Below are 15,531 nucleotides of genomic sequence, written 5' to 3'. Positions count from 1 at the left end.
GGCACTCACGCCAGTTCGGCCATCACTGCGCGGACCATTCGGCGGCCGTGCTCGGCCATTCGCGGGAAGGTGTGCCGGTAGTAGTCGATGCCGGTCAGTGACGGTGCGAGGGCCCAGCCGCAGGCGCGGCGCCAGGTGGCGTCGTCGTACCCGACTGCCTCTCGGTAGGCTTTTCGGGCCGCGCCGGTGAAGGTCCATAGCGCCGGAGCCACGTCCGGCGCCGGATCGCCGACACCGAGTGCGCCGAAGTCGATGACCGCGGCCAGTCGGCCGCGGTCGGTGATCAGGTTGCCCGGCTGCAGATCACCGTGGATCCATACGGGGTCCCGGTCCCAGTCAGGAGCAGCCAGGCAGGCGTCCCAGGCCGCCTCGGCCGCGGTCACATCGAAGCCGTCGTCATGCTCGGCGAGCCGGGGCAGCACACGGCGGACGCCTTCATCGGCGTGGAGCAGGGCGGACCCGCGGGAACCCGGTGGCTTCAACGGACCTCCGGCCGGGTCCACCCCGTGCAGGGCGCGAACGAAGGCTGCCACATCGCGGGCCAGGAATACGTCGTCGCAGCCAAGCCTGGGAGGCGTGCTCCCCACGACCCACGGCACCACGGTCCACCGCCACGGATACCCCGCGCCCGGCTCGCCCACCTGAAGCGGAACTGGAATCCGCACGGGCAGGTGGGACACCAGCAAGGGCAGCCACCGCGCATCGGAATCGGCCTGGTCGACCGCCCAGGCAATCTTGGGCATACGGGCGACGAGTTCGTTGCCGATCCGAAAGAGTACGTGGTCGGTGCCCTCCAACTCGTCGGGTAGGGGTGTCACGGGAAGGTCGGCCCACTGCGGGCACTGGGCCGCCACCAGGCGGCGCACCTGCCCGACGGTGGCTCGGATCTCGTCATCATGGATGGGCACGGCTGGCACGGTAATGCGGTTAGGCGGTGAGGTGCCAACTGATTAGGTGTCCAGCACCGACGCACCCGAAGGACTACGGCGCCTGATCGAAGTAGGTGCTCTCCTAGCACGTCGCCCACCGGCTGGTGCATGACGGTGAGACGGCGCTCGACGTGCCGGCGAAGCTGTCGGCGCAGGTGCCGATGCTCGCCACCGGCAACGGCCGCAAGACCGACCCGGTGGATGCGCAGTCGCGATGGTCGCGCTGCGCACCCCGAATCTCGTGCCGGTTCAGGTCGATGCGGACCTGGTCGTGATGGGGATGCTGGTCGACCGCCGCGACGAGCTTGGCCGGGCACGGACGCAGACCATCAATCGGCTGCACCGGTTGTTGTTGGAGCTTTCCGCGTGGGGTTTGCGGCGGCGGCCGGTACAGCCGCAGATCGGCGGGGGAAGCTCCGCCTCGCCCGCGCCGGCCGCCTGGCGCACCGTCCGGTTCGCGTCGCCTGGTTCACATCCGGTGGTGCGCAGCAGCTCGCTGTTCGCCGTACGGAGATCGATCGTCACTCCGTCGCCGTACGAGCGGACGCCCTCGGCCCACGAGGTTGCCGCGACCCGTCCTCTATCAGTCCTCATCCCCGCTCGCACATCTGTTCCAACATCAGGGTGGCGGCGCTGACACGAACGTGTCACGCGGTCCCAGCGTGCATGACGCCTTGAGAATGGGCAGCGGCTGCTCGTAACCTCGCCGCCCCGGCCCCCAGCACTCCTCGCATCCGGCCTCGCGGTCGCCATCGGGGTACTGGTTCCGGTTCCACCGGCCCATCGATGGTGTTGGTGGAACGATGGAAGACGTGGGAACTACGAAAACGACTATGCCTGCTATCTCGCCGCTTGCCGGCGAGCCGATTAAGCGTGCCGATGCCGAGCGGCTCGCGGGAGTGCTGAAGGCATTCGCCGACCCGGCCCGGCTGCGACTGCTCAGTCTGATCCAGGCCGCTCCGGAGGGCGAGGCGTCCGTGAGTGACCTCACCGCGCCGCTTGGTCTCTCCCAGCCGACCGTGAGTCATCACCTTCGGATCCTCACCGAGGCCGGCCTGCTCGAGCGCGAGAAGCGGGGCGTCTGGGCGTACTACCGCATAGTGCCGTCCGCGATCGCGGCGGTCGCCGACCTGTTGACGCCGCCGCGCAAGCGGGCGACGAAGAAGGCCCGCTGAGCGGCACTCTCGAGGGCCGCACCGTCGTAGAGGGCTGGCAGGATGCTCCTTGAGCATCAGCCCTCGCCTCGTGGCGTCCTTCCGCGTGCCGGCGAACGCTCCTCGCGTACCGGGCGTCGCCCACACTGCGGACACGCCCGCCGTCCAGCGGTGGCCGCACCGCCGGCTCGTCGTGATCCGCCGGGACGACGAGCTGTCGGCGTACGAGCTCGACCTGCTCCTCGCCGGCGACGACGCTCCCGCCGCCCGGTTCCCGGCGCCCTGGCCCCGCATCGGGGATGACGACCGCTGCCTCATCGACGTCAACCCGTGCGGGACGCGGTTCCTCACGGTTGGGGCGCGCGCATCGCCGCCGAGGCCTACCTGGGTACGGGTTCGAGGAGTTGCTGGGTTTCGTACCAGAGTTGGGCCTGCGCGCTCGGGTCGTTCCCTGGTGGCGTGGGCTGAATCTGGCGGGTTCCGCGGACGGTGTAGTAGCCGCCAGTGCGTCCGGTGAAGCGGGAGTCGGTGGCGAGGGCGACGATGAGGCCGGTGCCGCGCGCGGGGTCGCCGATCCTGAGCCGGGTGAGGACCTTTCGGAGGATGCCAGCGAAGCGGAGCTCGCGGCCGAGGCCGGTGGTGTTGAAGCCGGGGTCGAGGCAGTTTGCGGTGATGGTGGTGCCGGCGAGACGGCGGGCGAGTTCCATCGTGAACATGATGTCGAGCAGTTTCGTCTTGCCGTAGTGCTCGGATGACCCGCGCGCGCCGAACGGGCTTGTGTCGGTGAGATCCTGCGGGATCCGGAGCGTTCCGTGACGGCGGGAAGCTTCGGACGCGACGTTGACGATCCTGGCGGCGGGGGCTCGCTGAAGTGCGGGCAGCAGTGTGTGGGTCAGTAGCCAGGGGGCGAGGTAGTTGACGGCCACCATTTCGGGGTAGCCGTCGGGGGTGGTGCGTGGCTGGAAGGCGTGGATGCCGGCGTTGTTGACGAGTACGTCGATGTGGTCGTAGCGGTCGGCGATCTCGTGGCCGATACGCCGGACGTCGTCGAGCCGGGTGAAGTCGCCGAGGAATGCGTCCACGCGGTCGGTGCCGATCTCCTGGCAGGTCTGCTCCGCCTTCTGCTGGCTGCGGGCGGTGATGATGATGCGGGTGCCCTGTTGGGCGAGCTTGATGGCGGCCAGGCGGCCGAGTCCGCTGGTGGCGCCGGTGATGACGATCGTGGGTTCCATGACTGTCCTGTTCCAAGGTTTGTCGGCGCTGGGTCATCCGGTGACGAAGGGGTGGTCGGCCTCGACGGCGTCGGCGGCCCGCTGATGGTGGGCGCGCCGGCGAACGGCCAGGGCTATGAGCATGCGGCAGCGGCTATATGACCGCGCCGACCAGCAGGGTCGTCTGCTTGCCGGCGAGGAACGACATGTTCGTGTAGTCGGTCAGGGTGGCCGCGAGGTGGGGTGTGGCTCCCTCGGGATTCGGCGCGACGCCGCCAGCGACGGCGGTGCCGAATCGCTTGAGCGGCCGGGGTCAGCGCGGTAGGCAGACCCGAGTGGTCAAGAAGATCGCTGAAGTGTGCGCTGGTGGCGACGGCCATGAACCCGCCGAGCACGGCGACTCCGAGGGTGGCCCAAGACGGCTGGCGGTTTGCTGGGCACCGGCCGCAGGACCGGCAAGGTTGACGGGCGCGTTGCCGACGGTCGCGTTGACGGTCGCGGTGAACAGCAGGCCAAGCCCGATGCCCATCAGTGTGAGGCCGACGGCGAGTTGCGGGTAACCGCTGTCGAGCCGGGCGAACGAACTGCGTACCAGGCCGGCTGCCACGAGTGGGCAGCCGATGACGAGTGCCCACCGGTCGCCGATGCGGGTGATGACACGGCCGGAGAGGATCGCTCCGACGAGCATGGCCAGGCCCAGCGGAAGCAGCCGCACACCGACCATGGTTGCTGACAGATGCTGGATCTGCAGCCGGAACAACGATACGACGAAGAGCCGTGGCCACGACCATCTCCGCTCGAAGTAGTTTGCCGATGCCCATTACCGTAGCCCTGATATGGTGGAGATATGCAAACTACCTCACCCGGGGACGAGAGCCGGCACAAGATCGAGCTGGCCCTCGGTGAGCGGATCAGCGCCCTCATCAGCGCGACCCGGGCGTTGAGCGAACGCAGCGCCGCGCACTTCCATCCGCACCTGCAACCGGCCGCGTTCCACATCGCGCGCTGGCTCTACGCCTTCGGGCCAGCACGGCCCAGCGAGGTCGCCGAGGCCGTCGGAATGGACCGCAGCTCCACCAGCAGCCTGATCGGCAAGATGCGATCACTCGGCTTGCTGGACAGCTCACCGGCCCTGGACGACCGGCGCAGCATTATCGTCCGACTCAGCCCAGAAGGTCGGCAACGGGTCGCGGCAACGCTCGAGGAGCGCGGCAAGGAGTTCTACACCCGCACGCAGGACTGGTCGACCGCCGACCTCACCCGACTCGTCGAACTCCTCGGGCGTCTCACGGCCGAGCGATCTTCCGAGACCGGGAGTTAGGTCCTGAGCTCGAGGGCCATGGGCCCCCAAAGCCACCCTTACATCGCCGCACTACGTCCGGCAAAGTCGCGCGGTCAGCGGCATGAACGAATGAGTTTGGATGGTGTGACCAAGCTTGCCCCGGTCGACGCACGCCGCCCCTTCGTAAATGGGTAGCGTGAGCGCAGGGAGGCAAGCAGGCTCGTGCCCGTGACGAGCAGCGACCTGTGGGACGAGGACACCGCGGAGCGGTACGACGACATCTCGGCCGAGATGTTCGCACCCCACGTGCTCGACCCCGCCGTGGACTTCCTCGCACCGCTGGCGGGTTCCGGCCCCGCGCTGGAACTCGCGATCGGCACGGGCCGGGTGGCGATCCCGCTCGCCGCCCGAGGCATCTCCGTGACCGGGATCGAGCTGTCGCAGCCGATGGCCGACCAGCTGCGGCGCAAGGTGCCCGCGGAGGACTTGCCGGTCGTCATCGGTGACATGGCCACGACGACCGTCCCCGGCCAGTTCTCGCTCGTGTACGTCGTGTGGAACAGCATCGGCAACCTGCGCACCCAGGACGAGCAGGTGCAGTGCTTCCGCAACGCCGCCCGGCACCTGTCGCCCGGGGGTCGCTTCGTCGTCGAGCTGTGGGTGCCGGGCATCCGGCGGTTCCCCCCTGGGCAGTCGGCGGTGCCGTTCGAGGTGACCGACCAGCACGTCGGCTTCGACACCTACGACATGGTCACGCAGCAGGGGACCTCCCACCACTACCGGCGGCTGGACGATGGGAGCACGCGCTACGGCTACAGCAACTTCCGCTACATCTGGCCCGCCGAGTGCGACCTCATGGCGCGGCTGGCCGGCTTGACGCTGGAGCAGCGTGTGGCGGACTGGGACGGGGCGCCCTTCACGTCCGACAGCGAAAGCCACGTGTCGGTCTGGCGCAAGCCACTCGACGCCTCTGATGAGGCCTAGCCGGGGTCATCGGCTTGTCCACCGGCCTAGCTCCACTGCGCCCAGGTACGGCGCGATGTGCTTGCCGAGCAGCCATCGGTAGAGCGCCGCAGTCCGGGGGCGCAGGCTCGGCTGCTGGGTGATCCACCGCTCCACATGGTCCCCAGCGTGATCCGCGCCCGCTCAAGGTCAATCCACTCACCGCGCATCATCTGCGCTTCGACCATTGACACGTACACAGCAACCCGTGATGGACGCTGCCTGTGCCGTCTCACTTGCCGGACCTGCCCAGAGCAAGATCTACGGCTGGAGTACTAGCGAGGGGTCGTGATGCCGGTGTAGAGGGGTACGGCGAGAAAGAGCGCAAACGCGATCCAAGGGGAGACGTACCCGAGTAGGCCCCCACCGAGAAAGAGCGCGGTGCCGATCAGTGCCTTGGTCCGCTCCTGCCGGAGCTACTTGCCGCCGCCCGCATGGATCAACTCGGGGTGCCGGACGGCGTACTGGTAGAAGATCCACGCGCTGATTAGCATCAGGGCGCCGACGAGGGCATAGAGGGCGATTGCGGTCCGGATGTCGCCCTGATTGCCCGCCTTCAGGAATCGGGCGACCACGGCGGTCGGAAAGGGTACCAGCGCTGAGCTGAACAATATGGCGAGGTTGGCCCAGTTCAGCGGCGGGCTGGTCGCCCGGATGCGCTCGAACACGTAGCGATGTGCCAGCCAGATCGCTGCCAGGTTGAGGAACGACGTGGCGTACGCCAGGTACGCCGGCCATTCTTCGAGCAGCCCCCGCAACAGGTGACCGGGTCTGATCTGGGGCGGCTTCAGGTCGAGCACGAGCAGGGTGATGATGATGGCGCGCACCGCGTCGCTGAACGTCTCTGTTCGCTCGACACTCCTGGCTGAACGCGCCTCGTCTTCTGCCGCACCCAATCCTGATCTCCCATCCCACCACCCGCCGACTGCTGTGGCCGGATTTCGCCACCTCGCTCAACGAGTGAGGCAGGTCCTGGACGTCGAGCCGTCGGGCTCGGCGCCGACGTCCAGACCGGATGGCAGTAGATCCGGCGCGCCCCTGTCCAGCGCTGGTCGCATCACTGGTCCGCCTTCATTCGAAAGCCTGGGCCAGGTGCGGCTTGGATGTCGTTCGCCTGGACGTGGTGATCGTGCTCGCATCGAACCTGCACGGAGAGTTGGGCGCCGCACCTGTCGTGGCGGGTGATGATGGCCGGGCCCGCCGAGTCGGCGCGGTATCGGTCGCCCCACTGCATCAGTCCTAGCACTGCCGGCGCCAGATCGGTCCCCTTGGGTGTGAACACGTACCGGAGTCGGCTGCGGGAGCCTGCCTCCTGGTATGGCTCGGTGGACAGGATGCCGTGCTCGACGAGCTTGCGGAGCCGCTCAGCGAGCAGATTGCGGGGACATCCCAAGATGCGTTCGAAGTCGCTGAAGCGGGCTGCGCCGTACCAGACCTCTCGAAGGATCAGCAGGGTCCACTTCTCGCCCAGCATGTCAACACCAGCGTCCATGCACCTACGTTGGGTGACGCGGTTGGCGGCAGATCCGGATACTGAGACGGGCACCAGGTCCGTTCCCGAGTGGAGGTCCGTCGGGCAGTTCCCATCCGTCCGCGCGATGCCGCTGCTTGTCTGCCGTTCAAGCGGCTTCGACGATCCGGTGCTCCCAGGCCCAGACGGCGATCTCGGTGCGGTTGCGTAGGCCGAGTTTCGTTTGGATGGTCGAGACGTGGCTTTTGACCGTACTCAGGGAGATGAACAGCTCGGCCCCGATCTCCAGGTTTGTGCGGCCGCGTGCGATCTCCCGGACCACCTCGATTTCGCGTTCCGACAACGACGGCAGCGACTTGTCGGGTTCTGGTTTCGGCGTGGTCAGGTGGCGTAGCAGCCGTACGGTGATCGACGGGGAGACGAGCGCATCGCCGTTGTGGGCGGCGCGTACCGCCTCGACGAGCAGGGCCGGTCCGGCGTCCTTGAGGATGAAGCCGGCCGCGCCGCCGCGTAGCGCGCCGTACACGTATTCGTCGAGGTCGAACGTGGTGACCACGATGACCCGCATCGGGTTGGGTACGCGGGGCCCGGCCAGTGCCCGGGTCACCTCGATGCCGTCGAGCCGGGGCATCCGGATGTCCACCAGGCAGACGTCGGGACGCAATTGGCGGGCCTGCGCGATCGCGTCGACACCGTCTGACGCCTCGGCGATGACGCTGATGTCCGGCTGGTCTTCGAGGATGAGCTTCAGGCCGCTACGGATCATCGCCTGGTCGTCGGCGAGCAGGACGCGGATCGTCATCGTGACAGTCCATCGTGGATAGGCAGGGTGGCCAGGACCGACCAGCCGGCGTCGGGGCGGGGACCGGTGTGCAGCGTACCGCCGAGGGTTTCGACGCGTTCGCGCATGCCGATGAGGCCGTACCCGCCGCGGGGAAAGGCGCGGGCGGGGCCCGGCGGCGCGTCGTCGACCACTTCGACCGTGACGCCAGCGGGGTTCTGGTCGACGGTGACGGTGACGCCGTGGGCGTGCGGCGCGTGGCGGGCCACGTTCGTCAGCGCCTCCCGGACGATCCGGTACACGGTGCTGGTCACCTCCGGCGGCCATGCCGCGCTCTCGTCGGGTACCCGTAGGCGCACCGGCGGGCCTTGCCGGTTGAAGCGCTCGACGAGTACGCCGAGCTGTTCCGGCCCGGCCGAGGCGGGCGGCGCGTCCTCAACGTCGCGTAGCAGCCCGACCACGCGGCGCATGGCGCGCAGCGCCTCGGTGCCGGCGGCCTCGATCCCGGTCAGCGACCCTGCCACCTGCCCCGGGTTCTTACGCGCGACGACGTGGGCGGCCTGCGCCTGGATCAGCATGCCGGTGATGTGATGGGCCACCACGTCGTGCAGTTCCCGGGCCAGCTCCAGCCGCTCGTCCCGGCGTACTTTCTCCGCGGTGGCCGCCGCCCGGTCGTCCAGCAGCCGCAGCGCCAGCCCGACCGCGACCGCGCCGAGCCAGGACGCGGCGTTCATCGCCACGACCCCCGAGGCGCCCGAGGACTGCGGCCGGGCGGCGAGATAGGCGCCGCCGACCACCGCGAGCCCTCCGGCGGCGAGCGCACCAGCAGGTACGGCAGGCAGCGCGCGCACCGCCGACCCGACGAGTACGGCGAGCGCCAGCGCCATGGCCGGTCCCGGCTCGGTCGGGAGGTGGAACACCCGGGCCGCCGCGATGGCCAGTCCAGCGATCCCGAGACCGGCGACAGCCGCCCACGCCCGCTGCCGCCGCCGTACCAGCGTCAACACACAGACCACGACGGCGGCCGCACCGCCCGCGAGCCAGTACCGGGTGCCCCACGTCTGCGCGATCGCAACGGCCTCAATGCCGATCGCGGCGAGGAAGACCACGGCGAGTCCCGCCGTGGCCGCGACCCCGAACAGCCGGTCCCAGATGCTCACCCTGGTCAAGCTACGAGGCCCGCCCGGCCGCACGCAGGGCGATCCCAAGCGCCACGGCAACCAACCAGGTGACCGTGTTCACGACGGTCACCACGGTGAAGCCCGCCGCGTCCGGAAGCGCGGTCAGCCAGGTGCCCACCACCACCGTGAACCCGCCCGCCGCAACGGCCGCGGCGCGCGGTCCCGGCAGCGTCCGGATCCCCGAGCCGACGAGTACGGCAAGCGCCAGCGCGGTGACCGGTCCAGGCTCCTGCGGCAGGTCGGCGACCCGGGCCACCACGATCGCCACCGCCGCGACCGCGAGTCCCCCCGCCACCGGCCAGGTCCGCTGCGGCCCGCGCAGCAGCGCGAGCAGCCCTGCCACCACCCCGGCCACGCAGTCGAACAACCAATTGAGCCCCGCCCCAACTGTCCGCGATCAGATACGCCGTGAGCCCGAGCCCGGTGACGAAGACCAGCCCCAGTACGGCGTTCATTGCCGTTCGGTGTGTCGTGTTCATGCCGAGGACGCTAGGAAATCGCCGGCTCGCGCGAACCGGTCAAAAGTAGGGTCGTCTGCGCACCAGCCCCTGCTTTGGACCGATGCCCGGCGCGCCCGCCGTTCGCAGGATGAGCCTATGGAAACACCACTCGTACTGCACGCCGAGCGGCTGACCAAACGGTACGGCCGCCGCACGGCATTGACTGACTGTGACCTGATGATCCCGCGCGGGCATGTCGTCGGGCTTGTCGGCCCGAACGGCGCCGGTAAGTCCACACTCCTTCAGCTAGCCTGCGGCCTGCTCGCACCGACTGCGGGTACGTTGTCCGTCCTCGGGTCCAGACCGGCAGCCAACGCGGCGCACCTGGCCCGGGTCGGCTTCGTCGCCCAGGACACTCCGGTGTACGCCTCGTTCAGCATCGCCGACCACCTGAGGATGGGTGCCTGGCTGAACCCGTCCTGGGACCCGGCGCTGGCCAAGCGGCGCATCGCCGAGGTCGGCCTCGACCCGGCGCAGAAGGCGGGCCGGCTGTCCGGCGGCCAGCGCGCGCAGCTCGCGTTGGCCATCGCCGCTGCGAAACGACCCGAGCTGCTCATTTTCGACGAACCGGCCGCCGCGCTGGATCCCCTGGCGCGCAAAGGCTTCATGCGCGGTCTCGTGGAGTTCGTGGGCGAACTCGGCGCCAGCGCCGTGCTCTCCTCGCACCTGTTGAGCGATGTCGAGCAGGTCTGTGACTACCTCGTCGTACTCTGCGACTCGCGCATCCAGATCGCCGGTCCGGTACGGGATTTGCTCGCCTCGCACCACAGGATCGCTGGCGATCCGGCCAGGATGGCCGCCGCGGTCGAGGTTATCTGGGCGGAGCGTGGCCGCGCCCTGGTCCGGGGCGATGCGGCGGCACGGGACGGTGCCGCGGCGCGGGACGCCGAGCCGGTCACGCTGGAGGAACTGGTCCTCGCCTACATGTCGCGGGCCGCCGGAGCGGGTGCCGTCCCCCGCGCGAGTGCGGCGGTGGCGCGATGATCAGGATGAGCTTGCGGCAGTTCCGTATCCAGGCGCTCGTCGGAGCGTTCCTGTTGGTCCTGGCCGCCATCTACCTGGTGCGCCTCGGCGGGGACATCCGTGCCGTGCGCGACACATCCCAGCTTCCGAGCCAGTACGGGCAGACGATGCTGTTCCTCGCCGCCGGTTTCGGTCTGGTACCCGCGCTCGTCGGTGCGTTCTGGGGCGCGCCGCTCATCGCTCGGGAACTGGAGACCGGTACCCATCGGCTGGTGTGGAACCAAAGTGTGCCCCGCCGCCGCTGGCTCGCGGTCAAGCTGACGGTCCTCGGCCTTGCCAGCATGGCCGTCGCCGGTACGCTCAGCGCGCTGTTGACGTGGGCAGCGGTTCCGGTCGACCAGGTGGCCGGCGACCGGTTCAGCGCGATCCTGTTCGGCGCGCGTGGTGTCGCGCCAATCGGGTACGCCGTCTTCGGCTTCACGCTCGGCGCCGTCACCGGGCTGCTGGTACGCCGCACCCTGCCGGCGATGGCGATGGTGTTCCTAGCCGTGATCGCGGTGCAGGTCGCCGTACCGAACCTGCTGCGACCGAACTACATGCCCGCCGAGCGGGTCACCGTATCGATGAGTGCCGACACCATCAACCAGGCCCGGGCGCTGGGCAGCATCACTGGCGGGCCGGTCGTCAAAGGGGTAGAGATACCGGACGCCTGGGTCACGAACACCAGTAGGCTCTTGACACCGGACGGCCGGCAGCTGTCCGACGCCGCCTTTAACGAGTGTTTCAACAACGCCCCGAAGACTGGTGCCACCGGCAGGTTCGGTGACACTGCGGTGTGTCTCGGCAAGCTCGACCTCCACGTCGACATGGCCTACCAGCCCAACGGGCGCTTCTGGCCCTTCCAATGGATCGAACTGGCGTTGCATCTCGGTATCAGCGCGCTGCTCGCGGCGGTCGGCCTGTGGCGCGTCCAGCGCCGGGTCAGCTAGCTCGCGCCGAGGGCACTACTTTCGGCAGATCCGGTACCGGCTACAAATGGCTGGCCCGCTGGCGGGCCGAGGGTGAGGCCGGTCTACGCGACCGGCCCAGCGTCGCCCGCCGGCTGCCCGGCAAGACCCCGGCAACGATTGAAGCGGCGATCTGCCAGCTGCGCCAGGACCGCAAGCTCGCCCCCGCGCCGCCTCGCCCCGCTGTTGGGCGTTCCCGCTCCGACCGTGCACGCCGTGCTTACCCGGCACGGCCGGCACCGCCTGGCCTGGCTGGACCGGCCCACCGGCCAGCCAGTTCGCCGCTACGAACGCGATCCCTTGACCATGCGCTTGCTGATCACCTGGTTCACCCGTGCTTTCCTCGTAGGGTGTGCCACTGCTGGCTGGTTGGCTAAGTGATCCTATGTGGTGTTTCGGTTCGCTGGTGGCCGTGTTCGCCGGCCGGATTTGCGGGATCCGGTCCCGTATGGTGGAGCGTCGACTGTTGGTAGCTGCGGGTAGGGGCGTGGGGTAGTGGCTGGTGCGTGGTTGACGTCGACCGCGACGTGCACCGCGTACCGGGCGTTGTGCGGTGGTAAGCCCGACGCACCCGGAGTTCAGAGGCCTGTGGCTGGACGGGTGTTCGCCGACCGGGTGGGGTGGCTGGCGGACCTGGTGCGGGGCATGGCCGACGGGGTGATCGTTGCGCACTGGTCGGATGCCGATCTTGCGGTGTTTGGTGGTGGCGTCGGGGCTGATGGGAGGCGTCTGCCGAGCAGCGGGTGGATGGCGTTGCGCCGGCTCGGCTGGGGTGCCGTGGCGCCGGCGGGTGTGGTGGTGTCAGACCGGGTTCGTCGGATCGCGGAGGAGGAAGCCGCCCGCGCTTTGCGTTTGGCGTGTCACCGCCGGCAGGTCGTTGCCGCGCTGCTCGCGACGTGGCCGGACGATCCGTTCGCCCGGACCGGTGAGGAATGGTCGGCGTTGCGTGCGCAGCTGTCCGAGGGCACCGACAACGCGACGATCCGCAACCGCACCCGGCAGATCGCCGGATACATGGACATGCATGGCCGCCTGCCGGCGGACCTGTGTGAGTTGGAGGGTCAGCCGGCCGTGGCGCGGCAGGTGAGCCTCGCGGCGGCCGATCGGCAACAGGTCGTCGTCGACCGGGTTGACGACCGCGTGGTGCGGCTGTGGTCGCAGCTTCCGGTATGCGCGGCGCCGGCCTCCTACCGCGACTGGGTGTGGCATGCCGTCGACGTGGTGCTGCCGGCACCCGTGCCCGCCGGAGTGAAGGTGTGCACGCCGACGCTGCGGCCCGGTGATGGCAAGGTTCGGGTCGACCTGCCCTGGCAGACCCCGCACACCCCGCCGCCGGTGGACGGGCACACGCGGGCGCTGGGTGTCGACTGGGGGGTGAACACCCTGCTGACCGCGACCGTGGCCGACCTCGACCAAGCTGGCTCGGTCCTGGTCGAGGGGCGCCCGTTGCGGTTCGACGCGACCGGTGTGTCGGCGAAGCTGGTACGGCTACGCCGCCACCGCGAACACCTCCACACCAAAGCCGATCATCTGTCGCGGCTGCGTGACGGCCGACCCGCCCACGCCCCGGCATTGAATGCGAAGCTTGTCGTCCTGGAGGCTGAGCATTCGGCGGTGTGCGCCCGGATCCGGCATCTCAACAAGGCTCTTGCCTGGTCGGCGGCGCGGTGGCTGGTCGACCACGCGACCGCGGTCGGCGCCACCGTCATCTACGTCGAGGACCTCGCCACCCTCGAGGCCGGTGGCGGGTCACGCAGCCTCAACCGGCGACTCTCTGGTGCGGTACGCGGCGCCGTGTTCACCGCCATCGCCCACCTCGCCGCGAAAGCCGGTATCGCCGTCGTCACTGTTCCCGTCCGTGGCACCTCGTCCGGCTGTCCCCGCTGCGGCCGCGCGGTCAAGCACGTCAGAACGCCGGAGCGCAGCGCCGCCGGGTACCGGTGGGCCACCTGCTCGTGTGGCCTGTCGATGGACCGTGACCACGCCGCGTCGCAACGGATCGCCGCCCGGGGCCTGGCCAACCAGACCAAAACCCTCCGCGACCGTAACGGCAACGCCGCGATCCGGACCGCCACCGACACACCGGTCCGTCACCGGGCCCGTCGACCTACCCGAGCCGCCACGATCAGGCCGGTGCGGGATCGACGTAAGACCGCACCTACCCGGAGGCAGGTCCGACCTGCAGCGGTCAAGGCTTCACGCCTGCTGCCCTTGCGACGGCAGGTTCCCGCCCCGGCAGGCTCCCCACCGGGAACTGCCGGCAAGCGTCCGGCGGGACGGACACCCCAGGAAACCCAGCCGTCAGGGCCGGTTCGCCAGGTGCCGCACACGGTTCCCACCACCGCCCCGCGACACCCACACCGGGTTCGCGGGGCAGTCCTCGGCCGCGGCTTCCACCGCCACGTGCACGCCACCCCGATCACCGACCGGGACGCTCGCACCGGCGAAACATCCGCCTCGCTGAGGATCACATAGGAAACCAGAGACGCTGAATCTCACACGTGATGGTCAGGAGGCTGAGGTGGGCGAGACGACGGTGGCCGAGGTGATGGCCGAGCTGGCCGAGCTCGAGGACCCGAAGACACGCGAGGTGAACGGGAAACACGGTGACGATCACGGTGTGAACCTCAGCAAACTGCGTGCGCTCGCGAAGCGGCTGAAGACGCAGCAGGAACTCGCGTGTCAGCTCTGGGAGACGGCTGACACCGCGGCGAGACTGCTGGCGATCCTGATCTGCCGTCCGAAGGCGTTCGAGCGTGACGAGTTGGACGTCATGTTGCGCGAGGCGCGCACCCCCAAGGTGCACGACTGGCTCGTGAACTACGTGGTGAAGAAGAACCCGCACTCCGAACAGCTGCGCCTGGCCTGGTCCGCCGATCCGGATCCAGTGGTCGCGAGTGCCGGCTGGGCGCTGACCACCGAACGCGTGGCCAAGAAGCCCGAGGGCCTCGACCTCGCAGGACTGCTCGACGTCATCGAGTCGGAGATGAAAGACGCCCCGGACCGCCTGCAGTGGGCGATGAACCACTGCCTGGCTCAGATCGGGATCGAGCACGCCGAGCACCGCGCCCGTGCAATCGACATCGGCGAGCGCCTGAAGGTGCTCGAGGACTACCCGACTCCCCCGAACTGCACGTCTCCGTTCGCGCCCATCTGGATCAGCGAGATGGTGCGCCGACAGCACGACAAGTAGGAAGGGTTCCTGCCCACGCTCGTGCCGCTCCCCGCAGAACGCGGCAACACGATCGACAGAAGCGGGCTATCGAGGCGAAGCGCAACGCACACGGAGACGCACCCTTGCAAACATCCACTTCTGCCGCTGCCAGAGGCGTTCGCGAGCGGCTTTCACGTGCGACCCCTCAACAGTGATCGTGGACTCTCGGAGCCATTGGGGAATTTCGTGAGCATTGCCACAAACTCCTTCTGTTCCCACAGGTCGAACTCGTTAGAGTCAGCCCCCTGAAGATCAGGAGGTGCACGATGTTGATGAAGCGAGGCAGGACCCGTCGTTCGGCCGAGATGGCCGCGGCGATGGCAGCGGTGCTGCTCACCGGGTCGGCCTGCGGCAGTGGCGGGCAGCAGGCGGATGCTGGGGTTACCTGGGAAGCGCCAACGTCGAGCGCGCCGCAAGTCAGCGCACCGGCTCGGCTCGCGGAGATCACCTCTGCTTGCAAGCTGCTGCCCGCCGAAGTAACCGTGAAGGTGCTCGGCGGATCCGCCGACACGAAGCTGAGCGCCGAGGAACAGCCGGTCGACGAGACCGATACAAGGCGCAGGTACTCCTGTGCCTACGGCCGCGACGGCCAGGAAGCACTCGGCGGGTTCAGCCAGTGGAAGCATTTGCCTCGACGAGTTCGGTGAATATCTCGGAGGGCTTCTTCCAGCCGTGGATCTTACGCGGTCGGTCATTGATCTCGGAAGCCACCATCGCGAGGTATTTCGGGTCGGAGGTGATGGGGACGCCCTTGGGGAAGTACTCGCGCAGGATCCGGTTGGCGTTCTCGTTGCTGCCACGTTGCCAGGGTGAGTGCGGGCGGGCGAAGTAGACCG

Annotated in this window: 18 protein-coding genes and 1 pseudogene; 10 read left to right on the top strand and 9 right to left on the bottom strand. The window is 68.9% G+C overall.

The genetic code is table 11. The features are described 5' to 3' along the window. Positions 1 to 5 precede the first annotated feature (5 nt). Positions 6 to 917 carry an aminoglycoside phosphotransferase family protein gene (locus tag DKT69_RS19085; protein WP_109802889.1) on the bottom strand — a complete coding sequence of 304 codons (912 nt, stop codon included), beginning with the start codon at positions 915 to 917 and terminating at the stop codon, positions 6 to 8. Between the two features lie 226 nt (positions 918 to 1,143). On the opposite strand from DKT69_RS19085, the gene DKT69_RS39055 reads away from it, so the two are divergent. Together DKT69_RS39055 and DKT69_RS19075 are read left to right on the top strand one after the other, a co-directional pair. After that, positions 1,144 to 1,566 carry a hypothetical protein gene (locus tag DKT69_RS39055; RefSeq protein ID WP_201749736.1) on the top strand — a complete coding sequence of 141 codons (423 nt, stop codon included), beginning with the start codon at positions 1,144 to 1,146 and terminating at the stop codon, positions 1,564 to 1,566. A gap of 166 nt (positions 1,567 to 1,732) precedes the next feature. After that, a complete protein-coding gene (locus tag DKT69_RS19075) occupies positions 1,733 to 2,104 on the top strand; it encodes an ArsR/SmtB family transcription factor (RefSeq protein ID WP_109802888.1) in 372 nt (123 codons plus the stop codon). A 359-nt stretch (positions 2,105 to 2,463) separates the two neighbouring features. On the opposite strand, the gene DKT69_RS19070 is transcribed toward DKT69_RS19075, so the two are convergent. Both DKT69_RS19070 and DKT69_RS19065 read right to left on the bottom strand, forming a co-directional pair. Further along, the gene (locus DKT69_RS19070) at positions 2,464 to 3,315 is read right to left on the bottom strand and encodes an SDR family NAD(P)-dependent oxidoreductase (protein ID WP_109802887.1); all 852 of its coding nucleotides are present in this window, start codon (positions 3,313 to 3,315) and stop codon (positions 2,464 to 2,466) included. Between the two features lie 292 nt (positions 3,316 to 3,607). Then, positions 3,608 to 4,054 carry an MFS transporter gene (locus DKT69_RS19065; protein WP_146231135.1) on the bottom strand — a complete coding sequence of 149 codons (447 nt, stop codon included), beginning with the start codon at positions 4,052 to 4,054 and terminating at the stop codon, positions 3,608 to 3,610. A gap of 87 nt (positions 4,055 to 4,141) precedes the next feature. Between DKT69_RS19065 and DKT69_RS19060 the strand changes: the two genes are divergently transcribed. Both DKT69_RS19060 and DKT69_RS19055 read left to right on the top strand, forming a co-directional pair. Next, positions 4,142 to 4,615: a MarR family winged helix-turn-helix transcriptional regulator gene (locus DKT69_RS19060; protein WP_109802885.1), complete on the top strand. Its 474-nt coding sequence runs from the start codon at positions 4,142 to 4,144 to the stop codon at positions 4,613 to 4,615. 189 nt (positions 4,616 to 4,804) lie between these two features. Beyond that, positions 4,805 to 5,560, top strand: coding sequence for a class I SAM-dependent DNA methyltransferase (locus tag DKT69_RS19055; RefSeq protein WP_109802884.1), 756 nt, complete (start codon positions 4,805 to 4,807; stop codon positions 5,558 to 5,560). Between the two features lie 434 nt (positions 5,561 to 5,994). On the opposite strand, the gene DKT69_RS19050 is transcribed toward DKT69_RS19055, so the two are convergent. The 5 genes from DKT69_RS19050 to DKT69_RS19030 all read right to left on the bottom strand — a co-directional run bounded on the left by DKT69_RS19050 (position 5,995) and on the right by DKT69_RS19030 (position 9,378). Next, the gene (locus DKT69_RS19050) at positions 5,995 to 6,474 is read right to left on the bottom strand and encodes a TMEM175 family protein (protein WP_109802883.1); all 480 of its coding nucleotides are present in this window, start codon (positions 6,472 to 6,474) and stop codon (positions 5,995 to 5,997) included. A 161-nt stretch (positions 6,475 to 6,635) separates the two neighbouring features. Beyond that, entirely contained in the window at positions 6,636 to 7,070 is a 435-nt protein-coding gene (locus tag DKT69_RS19045; RefSeq protein ID WP_109802882.1) for a winged helix-turn-helix transcriptional regulator, read from the bottom strand. A 127-nt stretch (positions 7,071 to 7,197) separates the two neighbouring features. After that, positions 7,198 to 7,851: a response regulator gene (locus DKT69_RS19040; protein WP_109802881.1), complete on the bottom strand. Its 654-nt coding sequence runs from the start codon at positions 7,849 to 7,851 to the stop codon at positions 7,198 to 7,200. Next, positions 7,848 to 8,990, bottom strand: coding sequence for a sensor histidine kinase (locus DKT69_RS19035; protein WP_109802880.1), 1,143 nt, complete (start codon positions 8,988 to 8,990; stop codon positions 7,848 to 7,850). The genes DKT69_RS19040 and DKT69_RS19035 overlap by 4 nt, the downstream gene beginning before the upstream one ends. Before the next feature lie 10 nt (positions 8,991 to 9,000). Continuing rightward, the gene (locus DKT69_RS19030; RefSeq protein ID WP_109802879.1) at positions 9,001 to 9,378 is read right to left on the bottom strand and encodes a metal transporter; all 378 of its coding nucleotides are present in this window, start codon (positions 9,376 to 9,378) and stop codon (positions 9,001 to 9,003) included. Between the two features lie 229 nt (positions 9,379 to 9,607). On the opposite strand from DKT69_RS19030, the gene DKT69_RS19025 reads away from it, so the two are divergent. The 6 genes and pseudogenes from DKT69_RS19025 to DKT69_RS19000 all read left to right on the top strand — a co-directional run bounded on the left by DKT69_RS19025 (position 9,608) and on the right by DKT69_RS19000 (position 15,342). Further along, positions 9,608 to 10,495: an ABC transporter ATP-binding protein gene (locus tag DKT69_RS19025; RefSeq protein ID WP_109802878.1), complete on the top strand. Its 888-nt coding sequence runs from the start codon at positions 9,608 to 9,610 to the stop codon at positions 10,493 to 10,495. After that, complete coding sequence (locus tag DKT69_RS19020) at positions 10,492 to 11,463, top strand: ABC-2 membrane transporter-related protein (protein ID WP_109802877.1); 972 nt, start codon at positions 10,492 to 10,494, stop codon at positions 11,461 to 11,463. The genes DKT69_RS19025 and DKT69_RS19020 overlap by 4 nt, the downstream gene beginning before the upstream one ends. After that, positions 11,379 to 11,775 (top strand): annotated as a pseudogene (locus DKT69_RS19015) (helix-turn-helix domain-containing protein); the annotation flags it as partial. The gene DKT69_RS19020 and the pseudogene DKT69_RS19015, both read left to right, overlap by 85 nt. A gap of 294 nt (positions 11,776 to 12,069) precedes the next feature. After that, positions 12,070 to 13,956 carry a zinc ribbon domain-containing protein gene (locus DKT69_RS19010; protein WP_146231134.1) on the top strand — a complete coding sequence of 629 codons (1,887 nt, stop codon included), beginning with the start codon at positions 12,070 to 12,072 and terminating at the stop codon, positions 13,954 to 13,956. A 73-nt stretch (positions 13,957 to 14,029) separates the two neighbouring features. Next, positions 14,030 to 14,674, top strand: a complete 645-nt coding sequence (locus DKT69_RS19005) for a DNA alkylation repair protein (RefSeq protein ID WP_201749739.1) — start codon at positions 14,030 to 14,032, stop codon at positions 14,672 to 14,674. Positions 14,675 to 14,961: 287 nt separating this feature from the next. Continuing rightward, entirely contained in the window at positions 14,962 to 15,342 is a 381-nt protein-coding gene (locus DKT69_RS19000) for a hypothetical protein (RefSeq protein WP_109802874.1), read from the top strand. Here DKT69_RS19000 and DKT69_RS38400 read toward each other — a convergent pair. Further along, the coding region (locus tag DKT69_RS38400; protein ID WP_161557750.1) for an IS30 family transposase at positions 15,305 to 15,531 on the bottom strand (227 nt) is incomplete at its 5' end. The genes DKT69_RS19000 and DKT69_RS38400 overlap by 38 nt on opposite strands.

The sequence above is a fragment of the Micromonospora sicca genome (genome assembly GCF_003172935.1).
Taxonomy (GTDB): domain Bacteria; phylum Actinomycetota; class Actinomycetes; order Mycobacteriales; family Micromonosporaceae; genus Micromonospora; species Micromonospora sicca.
This window is presented reverse-complemented; position numbering and strand designations above follow the sequence as displayed.

Excerpts from the sequence above, each read along its gene's own strand:
- DKT69_RS39055 (WP_201749736.1), top strand. The coding sequence starts at position 1,144 with ATGGTCGCGCTGCGCACCCCGAATCTCGTGCCGGTTCAGGTCGATGCG.
- DKT69_RS19075 (WP_109802888.1), top strand. The coding sequence starts at position 1,733 with ATGGAAGACGTGGGAACTACGAAAACGACTATGCCTGCTATCTCGCCG.
- DKT69_RS19070 (WP_109802887.1), bottom strand. The coding sequence starts at position 3,315 with ATGGAACCCACGATCGTCATCACCGGCGCCACCAGCGGACTCGGCCGC.
- DKT69_RS19060 (WP_109802885.1), top strand. The coding sequence starts at position 4,142 with ATGCAAACTACCTCACCCGGGGACGAGAGCCGGCACAAGATCGAGCTG.
- DKT69_RS19045 (WP_109802882.1), bottom strand. The coding sequence starts at position 7,070 with ATGGACGCTGGTGTTGACATGCTGGGCGAGAAGTGGACCCTGCTGATC.
- DKT69_RS19040 (WP_109802881.1), bottom strand. The coding sequence starts at position 7,851 with ATGACGATCCGCGTCCTGCTCGCCGACGACCAGGCGATGATCCGTAGC.
- DKT69_RS19025 (WP_109802878.1), top strand. The coding sequence starts at position 9,608 with ATGGAAACACCACTCGTACTGCACGCCGAGCGGCTGACCAAACGGTAC.
- DKT69_RS19020 (WP_109802877.1), top strand. The coding sequence starts at position 10,492 with ATGATCAGGATGAGCTTGCGGCAGTTCCGTATCCAGGCGCTCGTCGGA.
- DKT69_RS19005 (WP_201749739.1), top strand. The coding sequence starts at position 14,030 with ATGGCCGAGCTGGCCGAGCTCGAGGACCCGAAGACACGCGAGGTGAAC.
- DKT69_RS19000 (WP_109802874.1), top strand. The coding sequence starts at position 14,962 with ATGTTGATGAAGCGAGGCAGGACCCGTCGTTCGGCCGAGATGGCCGCG.